Source organism: Mesorhizobium sp. WSM3873, from assembly GCF_001672445.1.
In the GTDB taxonomy this organism is placed as follows: Bacteria; Pseudomonadota; Alphaproteobacteria; order Rhizobiales; family Rhizobiaceae; genus Mesorhizobium.
Window position 1 is genome coordinate 71,964 of record NZ_LYTM01000056.1, and the last position, 19,088, is coordinate 91,051.

18 protein-coding genes are annotated in these 19,088 nt (G+C 63.3%); 9 read left to right on the top strand and 9 right to left on the bottom strand.

The annotated features are described in order from the left end of the window. Positions 1-152: 152 nt before the first annotated feature. The gene (locus tag A9K71_RS27695) at positions 153-830 is read right to left on the bottom strand and encodes a sugar transferase (RefSeq protein ID WP_067003431.1); all 678 of its coding nucleotides are present in this window, start codon (positions 828-830) and stop codon (positions 153-155) included. 606 nt (positions 831-1,436) lie between these two features. On the opposite strand from A9K71_RS27695, the gene A9K71_RS27700 reads away from it, so the two are divergent. Further along, positions 1,437-1,703 (top strand): exopolysaccharide production repressor exox, encoded by a 267-nt coding sequence (locus A9K71_RS27700; protein WP_067003432.1) that lies wholly within the window; start codon positions 1,437-1,439, stop codon positions 1,701-1,703. On the opposite strand, the gene A9K71_RS27705 is transcribed toward A9K71_RS27700, so the two are convergent. The 6 genes from A9K71_RS27705 to A9K71_RS30975 form a co-directional block, all read right to left on the bottom strand. Continuing rightward, positions 1,674-3,572 carry an ABC transporter ATP-binding protein gene (locus A9K71_RS27705; protein WP_082980754.1) on the bottom strand — a complete coding sequence of 633 codons (1,899 nt, stop codon included), beginning with the start codon at positions 3,570-3,572 and terminating at the stop codon, positions 1,674-1,676. The two genes, A9K71_RS27700 and A9K71_RS27705, sit on opposite strands and share 30 nt — an antisense overlap. A gap of 8 nt (positions 3,573-3,580) precedes the next feature. Next, complete coding sequence (locus A9K71_RS27710) at positions 3,581-4,561, bottom strand: serine kinase (RefSeq protein ID WP_082980744.1); 981 nt, start codon at positions 4,559-4,561, stop codon at positions 3,581-3,583. Beyond that, entirely contained in the window at positions 4,558-6,477 is a 1,920-nt protein-coding gene (locus A9K71_RS27715; protein ID WP_067003433.1) for a lasso peptide isopeptide bond-forming cyclase, read from the bottom strand. The genes A9K71_RS27710 and A9K71_RS27715 overlap by 4 nt, the downstream gene beginning before the upstream one ends. Before the next feature lie 3 nt (positions 6,478-6,480). After that, a complete protein-coding gene (locus A9K71_RS27720; protein WP_067003435.1) occupies positions 6,481-6,897 on the bottom strand; it encodes a lasso peptide biosynthesis B2 protein in 417 nt (138 codons plus the stop codon). Further along, positions 6,881-7,180 (bottom strand): PqqD family protein, encoded by a 300-nt coding sequence (locus tag A9K71_RS27725; RefSeq protein ID WP_067003437.1) that lies wholly within the window; start codon positions 7,178-7,180, stop codon positions 6,881-6,883. Before A9K71_RS27725 ends, A9K71_RS27720 begins: the two co-directional genes overlap by 17 nt. 159 nt (positions 7,181-7,339) lie before the next feature. Continuing rightward, entirely contained in the window at positions 7,340-7,492 is a 153-nt protein-coding gene (locus A9K71_RS30975; protein WP_082953851.1) for a lasso peptide, read from the bottom strand. Between the two features lie 501 nt (positions 7,493-7,993). Between A9K71_RS30975 and A9K71_RS27730 the strand changes: the two genes are divergently transcribed. From A9K71_RS27730 to A9K71_RS27765, 8 genes are all read left to right on the top strand, one after another. Then, the gene (locus A9K71_RS27730) at positions 7,994-9,151 is read left to right on the top strand and encodes a nucleotidyltransferase family protein (RefSeq protein WP_067003439.1); all 1,158 of its coding nucleotides are present in this window, start codon (positions 7,994-7,996) and stop codon (positions 9,149-9,151) included. 55 nt (positions 9,152-9,206) lie between these two features. Beyond that, the gene (locus A9K71_RS27735) at positions 9,207-10,223 is read left to right on the top strand and encodes a glycosyltransferase (protein WP_067003442.1); all 1,017 of its coding nucleotides are present in this window, start codon (positions 9,207-9,209) and stop codon (positions 10,221-10,223) included. 127 nt (positions 10,224-10,350) lie between these two features. After that, positions 10,351-10,743 carry a hypothetical protein gene (locus A9K71_RS27740; RefSeq protein ID WP_067003728.1) on the top strand — a complete coding sequence of 131 codons (393 nt, stop codon included), beginning with the start codon at positions 10,351-10,353 and terminating at the stop codon, positions 10,741-10,743. 130 nt (positions 10,744-10,873) lie between these two features. Then, complete coding sequence (locus A9K71_RS27745; RefSeq protein ID WP_067003444.1) at positions 10,874-11,746, top strand: glycoside hydrolase family 16 protein; 873 nt, start codon at positions 10,874-10,876, stop codon at positions 11,744-11,746. A 131-nt stretch (positions 11,747-11,877) separates the two neighbouring features. Beyond that, complete coding sequence (locus tag A9K71_RS27750; protein WP_067003446.1) at positions 11,878-13,209, top strand: UDP-glucose/GDP-mannose dehydrogenase family protein; 1,332 nt, start codon at positions 11,878-11,880, stop codon at positions 13,207-13,209. A 107-nt stretch (positions 13,210-13,316) separates the two neighbouring features. Beyond that, complete coding sequence (locus A9K71_RS27755) at positions 13,317-14,762, top strand: GMC family oxidoreductase (RefSeq protein WP_067003448.1); 1,446 nt, start codon at positions 13,317-13,319, stop codon at positions 14,760-14,762. 11 nt (positions 14,763-14,773) lie between these two features. Further along, positions 14,774-15,217, top strand: a complete 444-nt coding sequence (locus tag A9K71_RS27760) for a hypothetical protein (protein ID WP_067003730.1) — start codon at positions 14,774-14,776, stop codon at positions 15,215-15,217. 71 nt (positions 15,218-15,288) lie between these two features. After that, positions 15,289-16,368, top strand: coding sequence for a glycosyltransferase (locus A9K71_RS27765; RefSeq protein ID WP_067003450.1), 1,080 nt, complete (start codon positions 15,289-15,291; stop codon positions 16,366-16,368). A 116-nt stretch (positions 16,369-16,484) separates the two neighbouring features. On the opposite strand, the gene A9K71_RS27770 is transcribed toward A9K71_RS27765, so the two are convergent. Then, a complete protein-coding gene (locus A9K71_RS27770) occupies positions 16,485-17,507 on the bottom strand; it encodes a phosphoribosyltransferase (RefSeq protein ID WP_067003452.1) in 1,023 nt (340 codons plus the stop codon). Between the two features lie 81 nt (positions 17,508-17,588). Beyond that, positions 17,589-19,085 carry a lipopolysaccharide biosynthesis protein gene (locus A9K71_RS27775; protein ID WP_067003731.1) on the bottom strand — a complete coding sequence of 499 codons (1,497 nt, stop codon included), beginning with the start codon at positions 19,083-19,085 and terminating at the stop codon, positions 17,589-17,591. Positions 19,086-19,088: the final 3 nt, after the last annotated feature.

Here is a 19,088-nt window from a genome sequence, read left to right on the forward strand (position 1 = left end):
CAAGCGCCACGGCCGCAAACCGGCTGGGCGCCTTGGAAAGGAGTCCGAGGGGGTGGTTTTTCAATGAGCGTTTCCGATCCGCGTTAGCCCCATCCGCCCGATGAGATTACTGCCGGACGCCTGTCCCGAGGTTGGCGGGACAGGCCTGGCGGTCAATAGCTGCCGCGCGCCATCCACACGGCAGGCACGGTTTTGACGATAATGCGAATGTCCTCGACCATCGACCAGTTCTCGACATAGTGGCGATCAAAGGCGACGCGCGTGTCGTAGGACACGTCGTTGCGCCCGCTCACTTGCCACAGCCCGGTGAGGCCTGGGCGCGACTTCAGATAATAGACTGCGGCGCTGCCGTAGATCTCGAGCTCGTCGCGTACGACAGGGCGGGGCCCGACCAGGCTCATGTCGCCCTGCAGGATGTTGATGATTTGCGGCAGCTCGTCAAGGCTGAGCTTCCGCAGCACCGCGCCGACACGCGTCACGCGCGGATCGTCCTTCAGCTTGCGCGTCGCCGCCCATTCGGCGGCGGCATCCGGATTGGCCGCCAGATGCGCGGCGAGCACCTTCTCGCCATCCTGCACCATGGTGCGGAATTTGAGGCAGGCAAAAATCCTTCCGCCGCGACCGATCCGCTTGTGGCCGTAGAAGATCGGGCCGCGGTCGGAAAGCTTGACCAGCAGGGCGACCATCAGGAAAAGCGGGCTGAGCAGGACCAGACCCGCCAGGGAACCGACGATATCGAAACTGCGTTTGAGCAGACCGCCGATGGGGGGTGGAAAATCAATGCCGGCCTGCGAAAAACCCGCATTAGCCGGCTTGGCGACGTCCCTCATGCAAAAGCTCCATACGTTGAACGGATGGTTTACGGCACGATACCAAAAAAATGCTGCAGCGCAACACACAATTTCCCATTCGCGTGAAATGTTCCCGTCATGAATTGATCAAATAATAAACCTGCCCTGCCCAAATTTTGGCCTTTGTGGCATGTTTATGACAAGGTGAGAGGCTTTTTGGGAGATGTAGTACAGCTTTCAGGCTGATTTTGGGCAATGCATTCTTTGCTGCAGACGAACGACGGTTGCACGTCGTAGGAATCACTCGCGCAGGTAAGTTCTTCGCATTAAATACTGGTTAATGTTTCGGGTTCTACTGTCGAGGATTTCGCTATAGTGAATAGGTGGCGATGCAGGGGTGTGCGCCGCAGCATGGCAGAGTCGATGCCGCGAAACCCTTGACTTGATGTGCATTTGGCCTTGCCGCAAAGGTCTCGCCTTAATAGAGTGGCAAACTGTTGCTGTCATAGTCTGGATGGGTCGGAAAGGCCGGAAGCAACCGGTCGGATTGGGCAGCCAGAAATAGCTCTCTGGCGGAACGGGGAGTTACGCGGGTGGGTAAGCCACAGCCTTTGCATGCGCGTGCCGGTTGACGGGCCGACGAGCATGTCTTTGCCAAAGTTCATCGTCGGGATGATATTCACGCTCGCTGTTGTAGTCGGCTGGTCCTGGCTCGACGGCGAATCGCTTGGCACCATCATCATGCGCGCCGTGATTTGCGCTGTCGTCATTCAGGTGGGGTACTTCGTTCTGGTGTTCGCCATGATCGCCAGGAGCGGGCCGATACCCGCCGACAAGGCGCGGCAGGCCGACCGTGGCATCAAGGTGCCCGATGGCGAAAAGCTAACCGCGCGGCGCGGCAGCCTCCGCTGATCGTTCAGCCGGCGCAGGGGGCGGCGCATTGTCGGCCCATGTTGCGGTTTCCCGTTCGGCCCGTTCGCCGGAGAGCATCCTGGCCAGCCGGCTGCCCGACTTTGCTTTCAGCCGCTGATATTGCCCGACCTCGACGATGCGGCCGCCCTCGATGGCCACGACCCAGTCGGCAAAGGCGATCATCGACGGCCGATGCGCGATGGTGAGGATAGTCATCTTGCCGCGCAGTTCCTCGATCGATTGAGCGATCAGCGACTGATTCTGCCAGTCGAGCGCGCTCGTCGCCTCGTCGAGGATGAGCAGCGAGGGTTCGCGCAGCAGCGCCCGTGCCAGCGCGATGCGCTGACGTTCGCCGCCGGAAAGCCTGACGCCGCGATCGCCCACCACCGTTTCGAGCCTCCGGTCGAGCCGCTCGACGAAGTCGGCCGCATGAGCCTTGCGCAGCGCAGCCCAAAGCTCCTCGTCGCCGGCCTGCGGCGCCGCCAGGCGCAGATTGGCGCCGATTGTGTCGTGCAGCAGAAACACGTCCTGCGGCACATAGGCCACCTGGCCGCGCCAGGCCCTGCGGTTTTGCGCGGTGATCTCGACACCGTCCGCCAGGATCCCGCCCTGGCTCGGCTCGAGCAGCCCAAGCAGCATGTCGGCGATCGTGCTCTTGCCCGAACCGGACGGGCCGATCAGCGCCGTCACCTCGCCAGCGGGAAGGCCGAAGCTAATGCCGCTCACCACCGGCCTTCCATCGCCGTCGCCATAGGCGAACGAGACGTCGCGGATATCCAGGCCCCTGTCGAGCGACAGCCTTGCGTTCGGCGCGGCATCGCCGGGCTCCATCTCGCGCTCGGCATCGAAGCGCGCCTGCAGGGCCTGCATGGCGGTGTAGGCCGGCAGGTTGATCAGCATCTGCTGCGCCTGCACCTGCATGTCCATGAAGCGGGGCGCGACCCGCATGAAGACCAGGAGCAACACGACGATTTCCGCAAGGGAGAGATGGAAGCGGACCAGCGCGATATAGATGAACAGGCTGAGCCCGATCACGCTCGCGACCTGGAACAGCGCGGTGCCGATGGTGCTGTTGCGGACATAGGCGACATTGTCCGTCTTCATCTTGTCCAGCGTCGCGCGGAGCTGCGCGAAATAGCTCGTCTCGACATTCAGGCTCTTGGCCACCTTGATGCCGCCGAGGAACTCCGAGACCGTGCGGTATTGGTCCTGGCGGCTGCCGGTCAGCACGCGACCGTAGGCGGTGGCGCGCGCACGGAAGGGCTGCAGCGCGATGAACAAGAGCACGCCGATCAGGATCGCGAAGCACGTCATCACCGGCGAGATGAACACCGACACCACGAGATAGCCGGCAAGCAGCAGCGCCGTCTGGGCGAGCATCAGCAGCGAGAAGGCTGCGGCCTGAACGCGGTCGATGTCGCCGGTCAGCGCGTGGTCGAGATCGGAGCTGCGCATGCGGGTGAAGACACCCCAGCGCGCCTTGCCGATGCTCTCGAACAGGTTCATGCGCACCCGGTTGACGAAGTCGTAGAGCAGCCGCGCCATGTAGAGCGACTTGAAGCGGTTGAACATCGCCTGCAGCGCCACCAGCGCGACGAGCAGGCAGAGCACCGTCGCCAGCGAGAGCGTCCCGTCCGGCACCAGCCAGCGCAAGGCGCCCGGTACGCGCACGGCGAAATCCTGGTCGGCACTGCCGATCAGATGCAAGAGCGGGATCAAAAGCAGGATCGAAAGGCCCTCGGTCAGACTCCCGAGGACCAGGAAAGCAAGCGCCGTCAGCGTGCGCTGCCCGCCGATATGCGCCATGACACCACCGAAGCCGGCCACGTCCCGCAAAAGTGTCAGGCGAAGTTTCGAGGACCAGGCCATGCCGCTGCTCACCTTGCCCGGGCCAGATCGCGTTCGATCGCGGCGACGGCATCATCGATCCGCTCCAGGCCTGCCGGCACGTCGAGCCGGCTGACGCCGATCCGGCCGGCAAGCTGCGCGCATTGTTCGAGATGGGTGGACGCGAAATCGCCGACCAGCGCCTGCCGGCCGAACCGCGTGACATAGGAAAATTTGATGATCGCCGGCAGGGCGGCGGCGCCCTTTAGCGGCGTGATCGCCGCCTGCCCGTCGCGCTCCAGCACATAGATCCGGGCCGCCGGCACGGCCTCGCCGGAGAATCCGTCTCGCAGGCGATGCTGCGCCTTCTCGATCTGCGGATGCACCTGCGGCCGCACTTCCGCTCGGCCGATCCTGATGGCCTTCGCGGCATCCGCTGCAAGCTTGAGCTGCGGAAAGCCGGGCAGGATCATCGGCCGTGAAGGATCGGACAGGTCCAGCGCCACGACATCGTCGGTAAGCAGAAGGTGACCGGCGCGGATCATCGCGCCCGCCGTGGTCGACTTGCCGGCACCCTTGTCGCCCATGAAGATCACGCTTTGCCCGCCAACGGCGATCGCGCTGGCGTGCAGGACGAGCAGACCGCGCTGATGCAGCGTGAGCGCCAGCACCGGACCCAAAAGTGGGAAGGCAAGCAGCGGATCATCGACGCCCGGCGCCGGATCGACATCGATCCGGGAGGCATCGCTGATCAGGAAAGTGCCGACGGCTTGCCAGGACAGGTACTGGCGTGTCGGCTCGAAGCGAAAGGCCGCGGCGTTCGCCAATGCAGCCTCCGGAAAATCGATCGGCCCAACAGCGATCTCGATGTCCGGTGTTGCCGGCGCGGTCGGTTCCAGTTCCGGCAAAGCCACCTCCGACCCGATCGTCAGGCCGTACGCCTTGTAGAACCGACGGGCACGCCCGTTTCGAGGGGCCGCTTCGATGGCGGAGCCGGGCCTCGCGGCAAGAGAAGCGGCTGGAGAGTTCATGCAGGGCTTCCATGCTGTTGGACCTGCCGCAGCCATAGCGACAGTGAGGCCGAACGCCAGATATGCTGGACGTCGGGCAGCGTCGCCTGCTCGGGCCGCTGCAGCATGCGCGCATAGACCGCGTTCACCTCGGGCAGATTGACATAGGGGGCGATCAAGTCGTTGTCCGACACCAGCAGCCGGTCCAGCAGATCGCGATGGTTGACGATCATGCCTTTGACCAGGCTGGCGGTGAAATCGATCTTGTCGCGCCGCCACTGCACCGCCGGCGGCAGCACGCCTTCCATCGCCCGGCGCAGCACATGGCGGCCGAAGCCGTTGCGCAGCTTTTCCTCGCCCGGCAATGCCAAGCAGAATTCGACCAGCGGCTTGTCCCAGAACGGATAGCGCGGTTCGACGCCGAAATTGGCGGCGGCCTTGTCGAGAACCTCGAAAGCATGGGGCACCAGCCCGGTGGACAAAAGCCAGCGATGGGTGAGCGCTTCGCTGGTGCTGACATTGGCGGGCATATAGGCCGCGCAATGGAAACGTTCGGCGAGATCGGTACGCCTGGCAAGCTCCGGATTGACCAGTCCTGCCCACGCCGCGCGCGGTGCATGGGAGGGTCTGCGCCGCAGTTTTCCGAGAAGGCGCCTGGCCTTCGCCCTCATCCTGGCAATCCGCCAGGCCGGCCCGTAGGCGGCGAGGAACTTGAAGTACAGAGGCAGCATCCCGTCGCCATAGGTGTTGGCGGCACTGTGCAGCTCGCGCCACAGCTCCAGCCACCTGCCGCGATGGGCGAGCTCATGCAGATACCCATGACCTTGCGATACGACCTCGTCACCGCCGTGGCCGTCGAGAAGCACTGTGACGCCCTTAGCGCTCGCGGTGCGATAGACGCTGCGGGTCAAGGACAGACCGGGCGCCAGGAAGGTCCCTTCCTGTTCCTCCAGAATGCGATCAAACTCGGCGAAGGGCGCATAGTTGCCGACCGCGATCAGCGTGCCGTCGAGCCCATATTGCTCCAGCACTGCATCGATGAAGGGCCGCTCGTCCATCGAAGACCCCCTCTCGAAGACCAGCGAGAAAGTTTTGAGCTTCGGCTTCTGCGTCGCCGCAGCTTGAAGTCCGGCCATGCAGGCGATCGAGGACGAATCGAGCCCACCACTCAGCATGGCACCGACGGACGGATTGCCCCGCATCCGGTTTTCAACCGATCGCGCGAAAAGATGCAGGAACTCGTCCGCTGCATCCGAACGCAGCGGCCTTTGTGACGGCTCAATCTCCCAGTAGCGGCTCAGCACGACCTGATTGTTGGTCACCGTCATGCTGTGCCGAGCGGGCAAGCGAAAGATCTCCGCATAGAGCGTGGATTGCGGATCGTCCGGCAGGCCGGCGAGGAAGCCGGAAATCTGATGCTCGCTGAGCGCCCTGCCGACACCGTCCAGCGCCAGAAGTGGGCCGATCTCCGATGCGAAGGCAAAGCGCCTGTCGGCGCAGTGGTAGTAGAAAGGTTTGACGCCGAAATGGTCACGCGCGCAAAAAAGCGCCCGGCGCTCGGCGTCCCAGATCGCGAAGGCGAAATCGCCTTGCAGGTAGGTCGGACAGGCCTCGCCCCATTTGAGATAGGCGTGCATCAGCAGCATGGCGTCGGCGGCCGATCGGTCGCGCACACCGAGCCGCGCCAGAAGCTCCTCGCGGTTGTCCAGCCGGCAATCGGCCGTAATGGCGAGCTTGCCGCCGGCCATTGTCAGCGGGCCTGAGCCCTGCTCGCCGGTCGTGTTGAGCCAGGCATGGCCTAGTGCTGCGTGTTTGTCCGTCCACCATGAGCTGCCGTCGCGCGCCCGGTGGCGCATGCGCGCCAGCATCTGCTGGATGTCGGCCGCCGCCGCTGGGCTGCCATCCTGTCTCAGCAGAATTCCGGCGACGCCGCTCATCGCCTAGTGTCCGTGATCGACAAGATGGGCAAAGCCGTTGATGGAGCCGCCAAGCACGATGTGGTCGCCGCTGATCAGCCAGGCATGCGCCTTGAGATCGGCGCCGGGGTCGCGCGCGATGCCGATGCTGATCGTGGAGGCCTTGCCCTGGCGGGCAAGCAGATACTGTCCGGCGAGCGCCTGGGTAAGGCAGCTGGCACCCGGCACGTATCGCGCAGCAGCGGCAACGCCCCATGCGACGCGCCGCAGATCGGCGATGGCAGCGTCATTCCTCGCTTCCAGTCGAGTCACCAGAGCGCGCATGCGATTATAGGACGAAAGCGTAAGCCCCAACCGCACGAGGCTGACCACTGCCAGGCAGCGCGCCAGAAACAGCGCCTCCGGCCCGCTAAGCGAGAGGACCCTAGGCCAGTTCCTCATGGTGGAACCTCGCAAGCCCGGCTTCGATCAGTCCCTTGAGCAAGCCCTCGACATCGGCCTTGCAGCGTTCTGTATCGACATCATAGCGGGCGAGCACCGCGCTTGTTATGTCGGGGATCGGTCGTGGCTCCTGGATCAGCTCCCAAATGTAGGCGCCGACGCCGTTCAGGCTGTAGTAGATGTTGGATTTAAGATGGAGCAGCGCCAGTCCGTTGCCGAATTCACAAGCCACGGCATCGCCGCTCGCGACCACGCGGTCATGGTTCGATGGGTTCCAGTGCATCCTAAAACCTCATTGTTGAACGCTTGCGTGACCTCGACCGGGATCGGTTGCCTGCGATCCTTAGGGAGTCCAGGTAGCCCGGGCAGGAGGCCCCGGCTCAGTGTTCGAGGAAAGGGAACGCCCGGAGCCCCAACTGTGACAACTCCGGGCGCTACAAGCTCAGGAGAAGGTGAGCTCACCGACCGGTGTGTGCGCGGGAAATGCCGCGTCAAGCGCCGTCGTCCCGGAGGCACCCTGCGTGATCGTTTCGATCGAACCGTGAACCGTCAGGCTTGGGGTCTCGTACTCTTGCTTTTCAACATTCTGTTCCATTCTATTCTCCAATTAAGACTGGAAGCGGCGTCGGAATGCCGCCAGCATATTGCTATGCTGCATCGCAATTGCTGCACGGCAACATTTATGAGTCAAGCCTGATTTACCAGGCAGTAATCAATTCTTGGTTGCGCAGGCCCGCGTCAGTGATGACGCCGCCGGCTTTTGCATCTCGGGCGAACACCGCTCGAACGTTCAACATCGCCTTTTTGCCGTCTAAGTAAGCGTATGATTTGATTGGGATAAGTCCGTAAGCTTAAGTGGCTATGTGGGAATCGCGAAGAAAATACTTCAGAAAATAGCGAATGCCGGCTCGCCTCGCCGCCACCGGATTTGTCTTCAAAAGTGATCGGCCATGAGCGAATATGAACGCTCAGGTTGCAGGCGCGAGGCGGCTTGGGAAGGCGCTGGATGGCGCTCCTGATTTTTTGGCGATGCTTTTCTTCGCAGTTGCGGTATAAACGCCGCCGCGGGCGGTTTTGCGGAGAGACGACAACGGGCATGACCGTGCAGGATGCTTCTTACGACAGGCTGCGTGCGACCGGCAGTGCCGACGAAGTCGCCTATGTGCAGGCCTGTCTGCGGCTGTTCTTCAATCCGACAGCGCGCGCGGTCGACCATGGCGGTATGCCGGCTCCGGCAATCTGCGTGGCCGACATTACCGACATTGCGAGGTTGAACAAGGTCGCCGTCTTTATGCTCAAGGCTCTCTCGCATGGGGCCACCGGCGCGACGCCTCCCGAATTGCTCGCATGGCTCGATGGTTATCGCCGGCGTACCATGTCGATGAATGCCGCCTGCATCGGCGATTCGATCGCCATCCATCAGGTGTTGCAGGACAGGCAGATCGACTTCGTCTTCCTGAAGGGACCGCTCCAGCAGCAATTGCTCTACGGCGACCATTTCATGAAGCCGTCCGGCGACGTCGATATTCTGGTTTGCCCGTCCGGCTTCGCTGCCGCCCGCGAAGCCCTTCGCTCGGCCGGCTACGAGGTCGCCGGCAAGTCCCGGTCGGTCTGGTGGGTGCGTTTCCTCGGCGAGCAGCACATGGTCCGCGACGATGGCGTGCGGGCCGCAACGGTCGATCTCCATTATCGGCTGCAGCAGCCGGGCTCGCCGAGCCCGCGCGACATCGATGGCTTCCTGCGCCGCAAGCGCGAGGTCAAGGTTGCGGGCGCCTCCATGCCCCTGATATCGGCGTCCGACACGTTGCTCTTGTCATGCATCAGCGTCGCCAAAGCCTTCTTCAACCGCGAGCCCTGCGCCGGCTATGTCTGCGACGTCAGAGCCGCGGCCGGCCGGCTGAACGAAGCCGAGCAGCAGAAACTGCTCGACCATGCCGCTGAGCAGGGCCTCGCCGACACGCTGCTACTTGCTTTGCGCGCGGCCGATGTTCTGCTTGGCGGTACCGGCACGCTGCTTTCGGACCGCGCCACCCGGATCCTGGCGCGCATCGACAATGCCGACCTCTTCCACATGGTGATCGCGCCCTGGCTGTCCTCGTTGCGCTGGCCGCAGCGGCGAACGGTGCTGTGGGAGCTCTGCGGTCGCGAGCCGGTGCGCTATCTGGCGGAGGCCGGCTGGGCGGCTTCCGCCGATCTCAGCCGGCGGATCTTCGAGCGGCCGGCCGCGGCCGCGCCGGTGCGGGGCAACGCATGAAGATCGGTTTTGCATTCATAGGTGGGCTGTCACTCACGCAATCGAAAGGTGAATCATGGCCGTGACGACCCCAAGGGTCTGCGTCATCATCGCCGCCCGCAACGCGGCGCAGACCATACCGGTCGCCATCGCTTCGGCTCTGCGCGAGGCGGAGGTGGCGGAAGTCGTCGTGGTCGACGACGCCTCCACCGACGACACACAGAACGTGGCGCGCGCCGCCGATGATGGCAGCGGTCGGCTCAAGGTGATGCGTCTCGACGTCAACCATGGTCCGTCCTTTGCGCGCAACGCCGCCATCAAAGCCTCCGTTTCGCCTTTCATCAGCATCCTCGACGCCGACGATTTCTTCCTCGAAGGGCGTTTCCGCCGGCTGTTCGCCAACGCCGACTGGGATTTCGCGGCGGACAACATCATGCTGATCAGGGACGATGCCGCGACCGACCCCACCAAGGTCGCGGCTCCGTCCTTCGCGCCAGAACCGCAATTCCTCGACTTCGAGCGTTTCATCGAAGGCAACATTTCTCGCCGCCGCGTGCTGCGCGGCGAACTGGGCTTCCTCAAGCCGGTGATCAGCCGGGCGTTCCTCGATCGTCACGGGCTGAGCTACGATGAAAAGCTGCGGCTCGGCGAGGACTACGAGCTCTATGCGCGCGCGGTCGCCTACGGCGCGCGTTTCAAGATCATCAAGTCCTGCGGCTATGGCGCGATCGTTCGCGCCGACTCGCTGAGCGGCCGCCACAGGACACAGGACCTGAAGCGGCTTGCCGATGCCGATCTGGCCTTGCTGGCGCTGGGCAACCTGCCGGAGGGCTCGAAGGCCGCGTTGCGGCGCCACGAGCGCCATGTGCGCGACAAATACCGGCTGCGGAATTTCCTTGACGTGAAGGCGGAGCGCGGCCTGGCATCGGCCGCCGCCTATGCCTTGGCCAGCCAGTCCAATCTGATCCCGATCGTTCGCGGCGTGGCGGCCGACAAGCTGGACGCCTTGCTCCGCCGCGCCGGCATTGCTGCGAAGCAGCAGGTGCCGCCGATGCGCTTCCTGTTGCCGGCAACAAGTGCCGCAACGGAATGATCCGACAAAAGCGGTCAGCGCGGGCGCCGTTCCCAAAAAAATCCGCTTTCCGAAACTACGAGGTTGCCTACTTGCCCCGAGAATGGCAAGCTATGCTGCGGTGCAGCAATTTCGAAAGGCCGATCGAATGGCTTCGATTTTTGGCTTCAGATCCAGGGATCCGGCTCGTGACCGGCAGACCGATCTCCAGCGGCTCGACCGTCTGGCGAAGCTGTTCGACCAGATCTCTGCCGAGATCGAAGCGGAAAAGACCGGGCTGGAGAACCGCTATCGGTCGACGGCGACCAACGCCGCTTTCCTGGTCGAGGCAATGGAGAACGGCTCAGCGTCGACAGACAAGTCGTCGGATGTCAACACGATGACCGGCGCGATCCTGAATTACGAGCGGCGCATCGCCGAACTCACGCGCCAGAAAGGTCTGATGAAGGAACTGCGTCATTCGCTCGACGCGATTGTCGACGAAAGTGTCGGGCAACCCGGTTCGCAGGGCGCACAGGCAAGGTCTGCGGGCAGAGGCTGACAGCACGTCCAGGCGCGGTCATAGCTGCAAAACATTAGAGGAGTAAGAGGCGGAGGATCAGAAGCGGCTCTCTGGAGGCGGGCCAGGAATGACTTTGGGTTGGGGCGGACAGCACAAAGGTAAGTTTGTCATGAACGCATATCCGAACGACACCTCCACCGCGGCTGCTTGCAGCATGCCGCGCGCGAATTCGAACAGGTCGAAGACGCTTAAGCTCCGGCTCGCCGGCGCATTGCTTGCGGCCGCGGCCGCTATTGTGGCACCGCCCCATAAGGCGCATGCCGAGGAGATGCAGAGCGCGCCGTCCTTCGTCGACAATTTTTCGAATTTCGACCGTTCGCGCTGGTTCGTCTCCGACGGCTGGAGCAACGGCAATCATCAGAACTGCACATGGTCGAAGGACCTTGTCCGGCTTTCGGACGGCGTGCTGTCGCTGAGCTTCGAAAAGCGCAAGCTGAAGGATCGCGAGTTCGCCTGCGCCGAGGTCCAGACCAAGCAGCGCTATGGCTACGGCGTCTATGAGGCCCGGATGAAGACCGATACCGGATCCGGCCTCAATGCCGCCTTTTTCACCTATATCGGACCGCAGGACAAAAAGCCCTGGGACGAGATCGACTTCGAGGTCCTCACCAAGGACCCGACCAAAGTCCAGGTGAACAGCTACATCCAAGGCAAGCCGAAGAACGGCAAGCTGGTCGACGTCGAAGGCGGCGCCGATAAGGGCTTCAACGACTATGGGTTCGTCTGGGAGAAGGACCGGCTGCGCTGGTATGTCAACGGCAAGCTGGTCAACGAGGTGACCAACCCGGACGAATTGCCGACCAATCCGCAAAAAATATTCTTCAGCTTGTGGGGCAGCGACAAACTGACCAACTGGATGGGCGCCTTCGCCGATCCCGGCCGCAAGGTGACCATGCAGGTCAAGCGCATCGCTTTCACAGCGCTCGGCCAGCCGTGCCAGTTCCCGGAGTCGCTGGCATGCACCATAACCAACAGCAACTAGGCATGTCCCCCAAAGTAGGAACTGGTTTTGGGATGCGGATCATGCCGAATATCTAGGCCTCATGGGCCTGGGGGACATCTTAACTGGCCGGGCCGTTTTTGCGGCCCGGCCTTAAACAGGAATAGAACCAAATGAATTTGACGGTGTTTGGAATTGGCTATGTCGGTCTCGTCCAGGCCGCAGTGCTTGCGGAAGTCGGGCACGAGGTGGTGTGCGTCGACATCGACGAAGCGAAGGTGGACCGGCTCAACCAGGGTTTCATCCCGATTTTCGAGCCAGGACTGGAAGCTCTCGTCAAGGAGAACCACGCCGCCGGCCGCATCCGCTTCACCACCGACGCGGCCGCGGCGGTCAAGCATGGCCAGATCCAGATGATCGCGGTCGGCACGCCCCCTGGCGAGGATGGCTCGGCCGACCTGAAGTACGTGCTTGCCGTCGCCGAGGCCATCGGCCGCGAGATGGACGCGCCCAAGATTGTCGTCGGCAAGTCCACCGTGCCGGTCGGCACCTGCGAGAAGATCAAGGAAAGGGTCGCCCAGACGCTGAAGGCGCGCGGCCGCGAGGACCTGACCTTCGACGTCGCTTCGAATCCGGAATTCCTCAAGGAAGGCTCGGCAGTCGCCGACTGCATGAAGCCGGACCGCATCATCGTCGGGACGTCGAGCGAGGCCACCGAGGCGGTGATGCGCGAGCTTTACGCGCCGTTCAACCGCAACCACGAGAAGATGATCGTGATGGATGTCCGCAGCGCCGAGTTCACAAAGTATGCGGCCAACTGCATGCTGGCGACCAAGATCAGCTTCATGAACGAGATGGCGAACCTCGCCGAACAATTGGGCGCCGACATAGAGGAGGTGCGCAAGGGCATCGGCAGCGATCCGCGCATCGGCTACCACTTCATCTATCCCGGCCTCGGCTATGGCGGCTCCTGCTTCCCCAAGGATGTGCGTGCGCTGATCAAGACCGCCGAGGGCGTCAAGTTCGACGCCAAGCTGCTGCGCGCCGTCGAAGAGCGCAACAACGCGCAGAAATCGGTGCTGTTCGACAAGGTCAACCGCTATTTCCAGGGCGCCCTCAAGGGCAAGACGTTTGCGCTGTGGGGCCTGGCCTTCAAGCCGAACACCGACGACATGCGCGAGGCTCCGTCGCGCACGCTGATGGAGGCGCTTTGGGCCGCCGGCGCCAAGGTGCAGGCTTACGATCCGGAGGCCATGCAGGAGTGCCAGGCCATCTACGGCCAGCGCGAGGACCTTCTCTTGTGCGGGACCAAGGAAGCGGCCCTGCGCGGCGCCGACGCGCTTCTCATCTGTACCGAATGGAAGAGCTTCAGGGCTCCCTCCTTCGACGCGCTCAAGGACGCGCTGTCGACACCGGTCATCTTCGACGGCCGCAACCTCTACGACCCGAAGGTCATCGCCCGCTACGGCATCGAATACCACTCGATCGGCAGGATGGCGGCATGACAGTGTCCGCCGCCAGCTTCCCGCCGCATGGCTCCGGCGAACGACAGTGGGACCGACAATGATGGAGGGTCGATAATGATCGTGCGCGTTTCGGGAGATTCGATCTGATGGTGATGGACGTTCAGCCCGAACAAATCGCCAACGAGCATTTCGACCTCGTCGTCATCGGTTCCGGGTTCGGTTCAGCCTTTTTCCTGCATGAGTTCCTGAAGCGGCGCAAAGCCCGGGTCTTGGTGCTGGAATGGGGCCGCCACAACACGCATGAATGGCAGCTTGACCAGAACGCCAACACCGACATAGACGACGAGAGCACTTATAAGACCGACAATGCCGACAAGCCGTGGAACTACACGATCGGCCTCGGCGGTGGCACCAACTGCTGGTTCGCGCAAACGCCGCGTTTCCATCCCAACGACTTCAGGCTGAAGAGCACATACGGCGTCGGCAACGACTGGCCGATCAGCTATGACGAGCTGGAGCCGTTCTACTGCGACGCCGAGGAGGTCATGTCGATCTCCGGCGACCCCGACATGGCCCGGATGCTGCCGCGTTCGCGGCCGTTTCCGCAGCCGCCGCACCGCATGTCGACGCCGGACCGCATGATGAAGGCGGCGCAGCCGGAGCAGCATTTCGTCATGCCGACCGCCCGCGCCCGCGTCGCGACGGCGCAGCGCAACTCATGCTGCGCCAACCTCAGATGCTGGCTGTGCCCGGCCGACGCCAAGTTCACCGCCAACAATGGTTTGATGCACGTCTTCCAGCACGCGGATGTATCGGTATGCCTGGGCGCCGAAGTGCGCCGGCTCGATCATTCAGCCGGCTCGGTGCGTTCGGTTGCCTTCGTGCGCGACGGCAAGGAATATTCGGTCAGCGGCGATCTCGTCATCCTTGGCGCCAACGCCATCCAGAGTCCGGCGATCATGCTACGCTCGGGGCTCGGCGGCGAATTCGTCGGGCTCGGCCTGCATGAATCCTATGGCTGGAACTACGAGGTCTATCTCGACGGCGTCGACAATTTCGACGGCAGCACCATCACCACCGGTTTGAATTTCGGCCTCTATGACGGCCCGCATCGCGCCGAGCACGCGGCGGCGCTGGTCTATTTCGAGAACCGCTGGCAGCACGGCATGCGAGCCGAGAAGGGGCGGCTGCGGCAGGCGCTGCCGCTGGTCATCGTCACCGAAAACCTGCTCGACCCGGAAAACCGGGTGATCCTCGACAAGAACGAGAACGCCTTCGTCAGCTTCAAGGGTGCCTCCGACTATGCAACCAAGGGCATGGCCAAGGCGCTCGAGAGGCTGCCGGCGCTGCTCAAGCCTCTTCCGGTCGAGCAGATATTCGATCGCGGCATAAGGCCGACCGAATCGCATGTGCAGGGCACCTTGCGGATGGGCACCGGCCCGGCCGACTCGGTGGTCGACCGCGACATGATCCACCACCAGCTCCGGAACCTCGTCGTCGTCGGTACCAGCACCTATCCGAGCTGTTCCTGCGCCAACCCAAGCCTGACCGCCGCGGCGCTTTCGCTGCGGGCGGCGAGCCGGCTGGCATGAAGGAGGGGTCGATGAAGATCACGCGACGCACCGCATTGGCCGTTGTTGCCGGCGGCATTGCTTCGACCGGCATCGCCGCTGCGGCCGTATCGTCCTTCTCGGATGAAGATCTGGTCCGCATCACGCTCGAGAAATACTTCGGCCCGCTCAACATGCGCATCGAGCACCTGCAGCAATTCGTGCTCGAATTCCGCAACCGCAACCCGTGGATATTCCCGAGCGAAAAGCTGGCGGACGCGGTGACGCTTTTGGAGACCGTGAGGCTCGACAGGGCGCGCGAATTGCTGCCCAGGCGCAAGCAGCAGGATGTCGGGAATTTCGAGCGCTGGGTCATCGCCGAGTTCCACATGCTGACCGATTATGCCTGGCGCAGCTCGCCCAATGATCCGATCCGCTTCACCGGCTGGCATCCATGCACCAATCCTTTCGCCAACCTCGAGCAGCAGACTGCCTGAACACTGCCCGCCGGCATGTTTGCCGGCAAGCCAGGAAAACTGGCCAAGAAAAATGTGACAAGGAGCCGAACATGAAAGTTCTCTTCGCAGGCGGAAACGGCTATCCGCCGCAATTCAGCGGCGGCGTCCAGTCGAGCACCCATCATCTGGCGGAACAGTTGATCGAACACGGTCATGAGGCATCGGTGCTTGCGGCCTTGTTCGGCCAGGGCATGTTCGGATACAAGGCGCGCGCCAAGATGAAGCTCCTCGGTCAGCGCGCCGTCATCGACAATTTCCCCGGCTATCCGGTGGTGCGCGCCTGGTTCCCCTGGGAAGCGGCCGCCTTTGCCGTCAAGAAGCTTCAGCCGGACGTAGCGGTGGTGCAGTGTCACAAATCGGTTCCGCTCGGCAAGGCGCTGGAGGCCGAGGGCGTGCCGCTGGTGGTCTATCTCAGGAATGTGGAATTCCATGAACTCGGGGGCGATCTGCGCGAGCTGAACTCGGCGTCTTACATCGCCAATTCCGAGTTCACGGCGCGCACTTACAAGCGCGAGTTCGGCATCGATTCCACGGTGATCCCGCCGACCATCGATCCGGCCTCTTACAGCACGCCGACGACGGGCGAGTACGTCACCTTTATCAATCCCTACGAGGAAAAGGGTTTCGAGCTGGCGGTGCGGATCGCGGCCGCCTGCCCGGAGATCCCTTTCCTGTTTGTCGAAAGCTGGAAGCTGGATGACGATCACCGCGCCCGCGTCGCGGAAACGATCGCGCCGTTCTCCAATATCAAGCTCGAAAACCGCACCGACGACATGAAAACTCTCTACGGCCGCACCAGGATCCTGCTAGCGCCGAGCAAATGGGAAGAGGCGTGGGGTCGCGTTGCCTCGGAGGCCCATTGCAGCGGTATTCCCGTCGTCGGCTCGCGGCGCGGCGGCCTGCCCGAAGCGATCGGCTCGGGCGGCGTCGTGCTGGACTATGACGCGCCGCTCGAGGACTGGGTCACGGCGCTCAGGCGGCTGTGGAACGATCGCGAGGAATATGAGCGAGTCTCGGAAGCCGCGCTCACGTTCTCGCAGCGCCCTGAACTCGATCCCGAGCGCCAGTTCGCCACCTTCTTCGCCTTGCTGGACAGGGCTGCCCGGCAGCGCGCCCGGCGCGCTGCTTAATGCATTTCGCCCAGAAATCTGCAGCGGTTCTGGGCGCGACAGGCATCAAACAACGACTCAAACGTCGACTGAATTCGATTCGGCGCGAGGCACCTTAAATCCGCGTAAGGTTTTGCTTACGCTGGCCTTTTGACCCGGCTCTTCAGCATTTCATAGGCGCGTTCGCCGAGCAGGGCGCGGGCGGCGGTCTTGATGACCTTCTTGCGCCCCTCGGGCGAATTGATCTGCCTGAGCCGTGCCGGCAGGTTGCGGGCCGCCTGCTCCAGCGCCGGCAAGGAAAACGCGTCGGGAAAGCTCACGATGTTGGTTTCGACGCACAGCACGGGCTTGCCCGATAGCTTGGCGATCTTGAGCGCCTGCTCGTGCTCGCTCTCGATGAACAGGATGGCGTCCGACTTGCGATAGAACTCGGCCTTGAAGCTGCCATGCGCGCCAAGCCGCTGCCGCTCGGCCTTGCTCGGCAAGTCGAGCATGACGAGATGGTCATATTTGATCTCGTGCTTGGCCAGCCAGGCTTCAGTCAGCTTGCGGTACTTTTCCAGCCGGCTGGTCACCAGCCAGCCGATCTTGCGCGTCGGCCCGAGAAGCGGCCGCGCCTCGGTGAGGAATTTCTCGTAGGCCGGGCCGTCGTCATTCTCGTCCGCCGTCGGATCGAGGCAAAGCACGCCGTCTATGTCGACGCAGCATTGCTCGAGGAAGACGTGGTGCATGAAGTTCCACTGGAACATCCTGGGATGCGGCACGACCTCGAAGACGATGTCGGTTTCCTTGTGCTGCGAAATCAGGCCGAACACGGCCGCGTAGACGAAATGGCCCGGGATGCCGGCAGCCGCGATTTTGCTGCGCGCGTCGCGCATGGCGTTGCCGCCGCTGACGCTGTCGTCGATCACCAGGATCTTGCGCATTTCGGAATGCTGCCGATCGAGCGCCGCGCGTCGCTTGGTGACCCCCGAGGTGTAGATCTTGCCGGCGAGAAAGCTGTCGAGATCGGTCATCGGGATATTCGCCGTCAGGCTGACCAGCGTCGCGGCGAGGATCCCGCTTCGCGGCACGCCGACCACCAGGTCGATGTCGCGCGGCAGCCGGTGCAGGTTCCGCGCGATCGCGTCGTTCATGTCTGAGATCGATCGGTAATTCATGCTGTTGCCTAACCCTCAAAAATCAGCAGTTTTGGGCTGCCCGGCCGCGGCCGGAATGCCTGGCGGTTTGCGCCGGCAAGGTCATTTCGCCTCGCTGGGCGCGGGGGAAAACTTGCGCGCCGGGATCAGCCGCAGGGCCTCCCGAAGCGCCTCGCGGCCGGCGCCGAAGGCGAGCGCGACGATGATGGTGACGACATAGGACAGCACCGCGCCGCCTGCGAGAGCGATGATGGGCTGCGCCGGCAGCATCGGCTTGGCGACCCAGACCAGGGCCAGCGCCAGATGCGCGCCCAGCACGAAGGGGGCGGCTGCGTGCAGCACATGGCTCGCCCGCAGCGGCCCGGCCTTGCCGACATAGAGCCACAGGAAAGGCGTCCGCAAATATTCGCTGACCGCATAGGCGACCGCGACGCCGAGCGCGCCATAAGGCAGGCCGATGGCGAAGGCCAGCACCGAGGTGACGGCAGTGATGATGCCCCAGCGCATGAAATCGCCCGAACGGCCCTGGCTGACGAACAGCCATCCGGCTGGATTGTTGAGCGGCTGCAGCAGGCCGGCGAAGCCCAGCGCGAGGAAAATGTTGGCGCTCTCCCGCCATTGCGGGCCGAGCACGAAAGGAATGAGCGTATCCGACATGGCGGTGGCGAAGGCCACGCCCGGCAACGCCACCAGGAGGATCAGCGGCATGACGCGCAGATAGGCGCTGCGATAACGGTCCGGCTCGTCCTTCAGCCGCGAAAGTGCCGGCACCATCACCTTCGACAGCGGGTTGGTGATCTGGCTGAGCGGGAAAAGCAGCAGCTTGTAGGCGCGGTCGTAGAGGCCGAGCTGCGCCTCGCCCCAATATTTGCCGATCAGCACATTGTCGAGATTGCGGGCGAAGAAATTGGCGAAGTTGAAGCCGGTGATGCCGGCACCGAAATTGATCAGCTGGCTGATGCCTTCGACCTTGCGCGGCAGCCCCGGACGCCAGCGCGATGACGCCCAGTAGCAAAGCGTCGGCAACACGGCGCCGGTCAGCGTGCCGGCAAAAAGCGCCCAATAGGAGCGGTCGATGAAGGTCCAGGCGATCGAGACCACGAGGCCCGAAACGGCGCTTGCGACGTCGATGACGGCGAGCCGGCTGAATTCCATGCGGCGCGTCAGCAACGCCAGATGCTGGGCGCCGAGACCATAGGCCATGATCTGCAGGCCGAAGGCGGCAACCAGCCCGGTGACGCGCGGCTCGCCGTAGAAGGCGGCGACCAGAGGAGCCGCCGCGGCAAGCACGCAGGCCAGAATCGCGCTCACCGCCGTGTTGATCCAGAAGAGGTAGTTGACCTCCTCGTGCCGGATGCCGGTTTTCTGGATCGTCGCCTGGGTCAGGCCGAAATCCTGGAACAGCGCGATGAAGGCGAGCACCGGCGCGCACATCGCCACGACGCCGAAATCCTGCGGCAACAAAAGCCGCGACAGCACGATGACCGACACGATTTGGGTGGCGACCCGCACGCCCTGCGCCATCGCGGTGACGACGGCGCCGCGCCCGACCGATCTGCGCAGGGAGCCCTCGGGCGGATCGAATGCACTGGTTTCCAAATT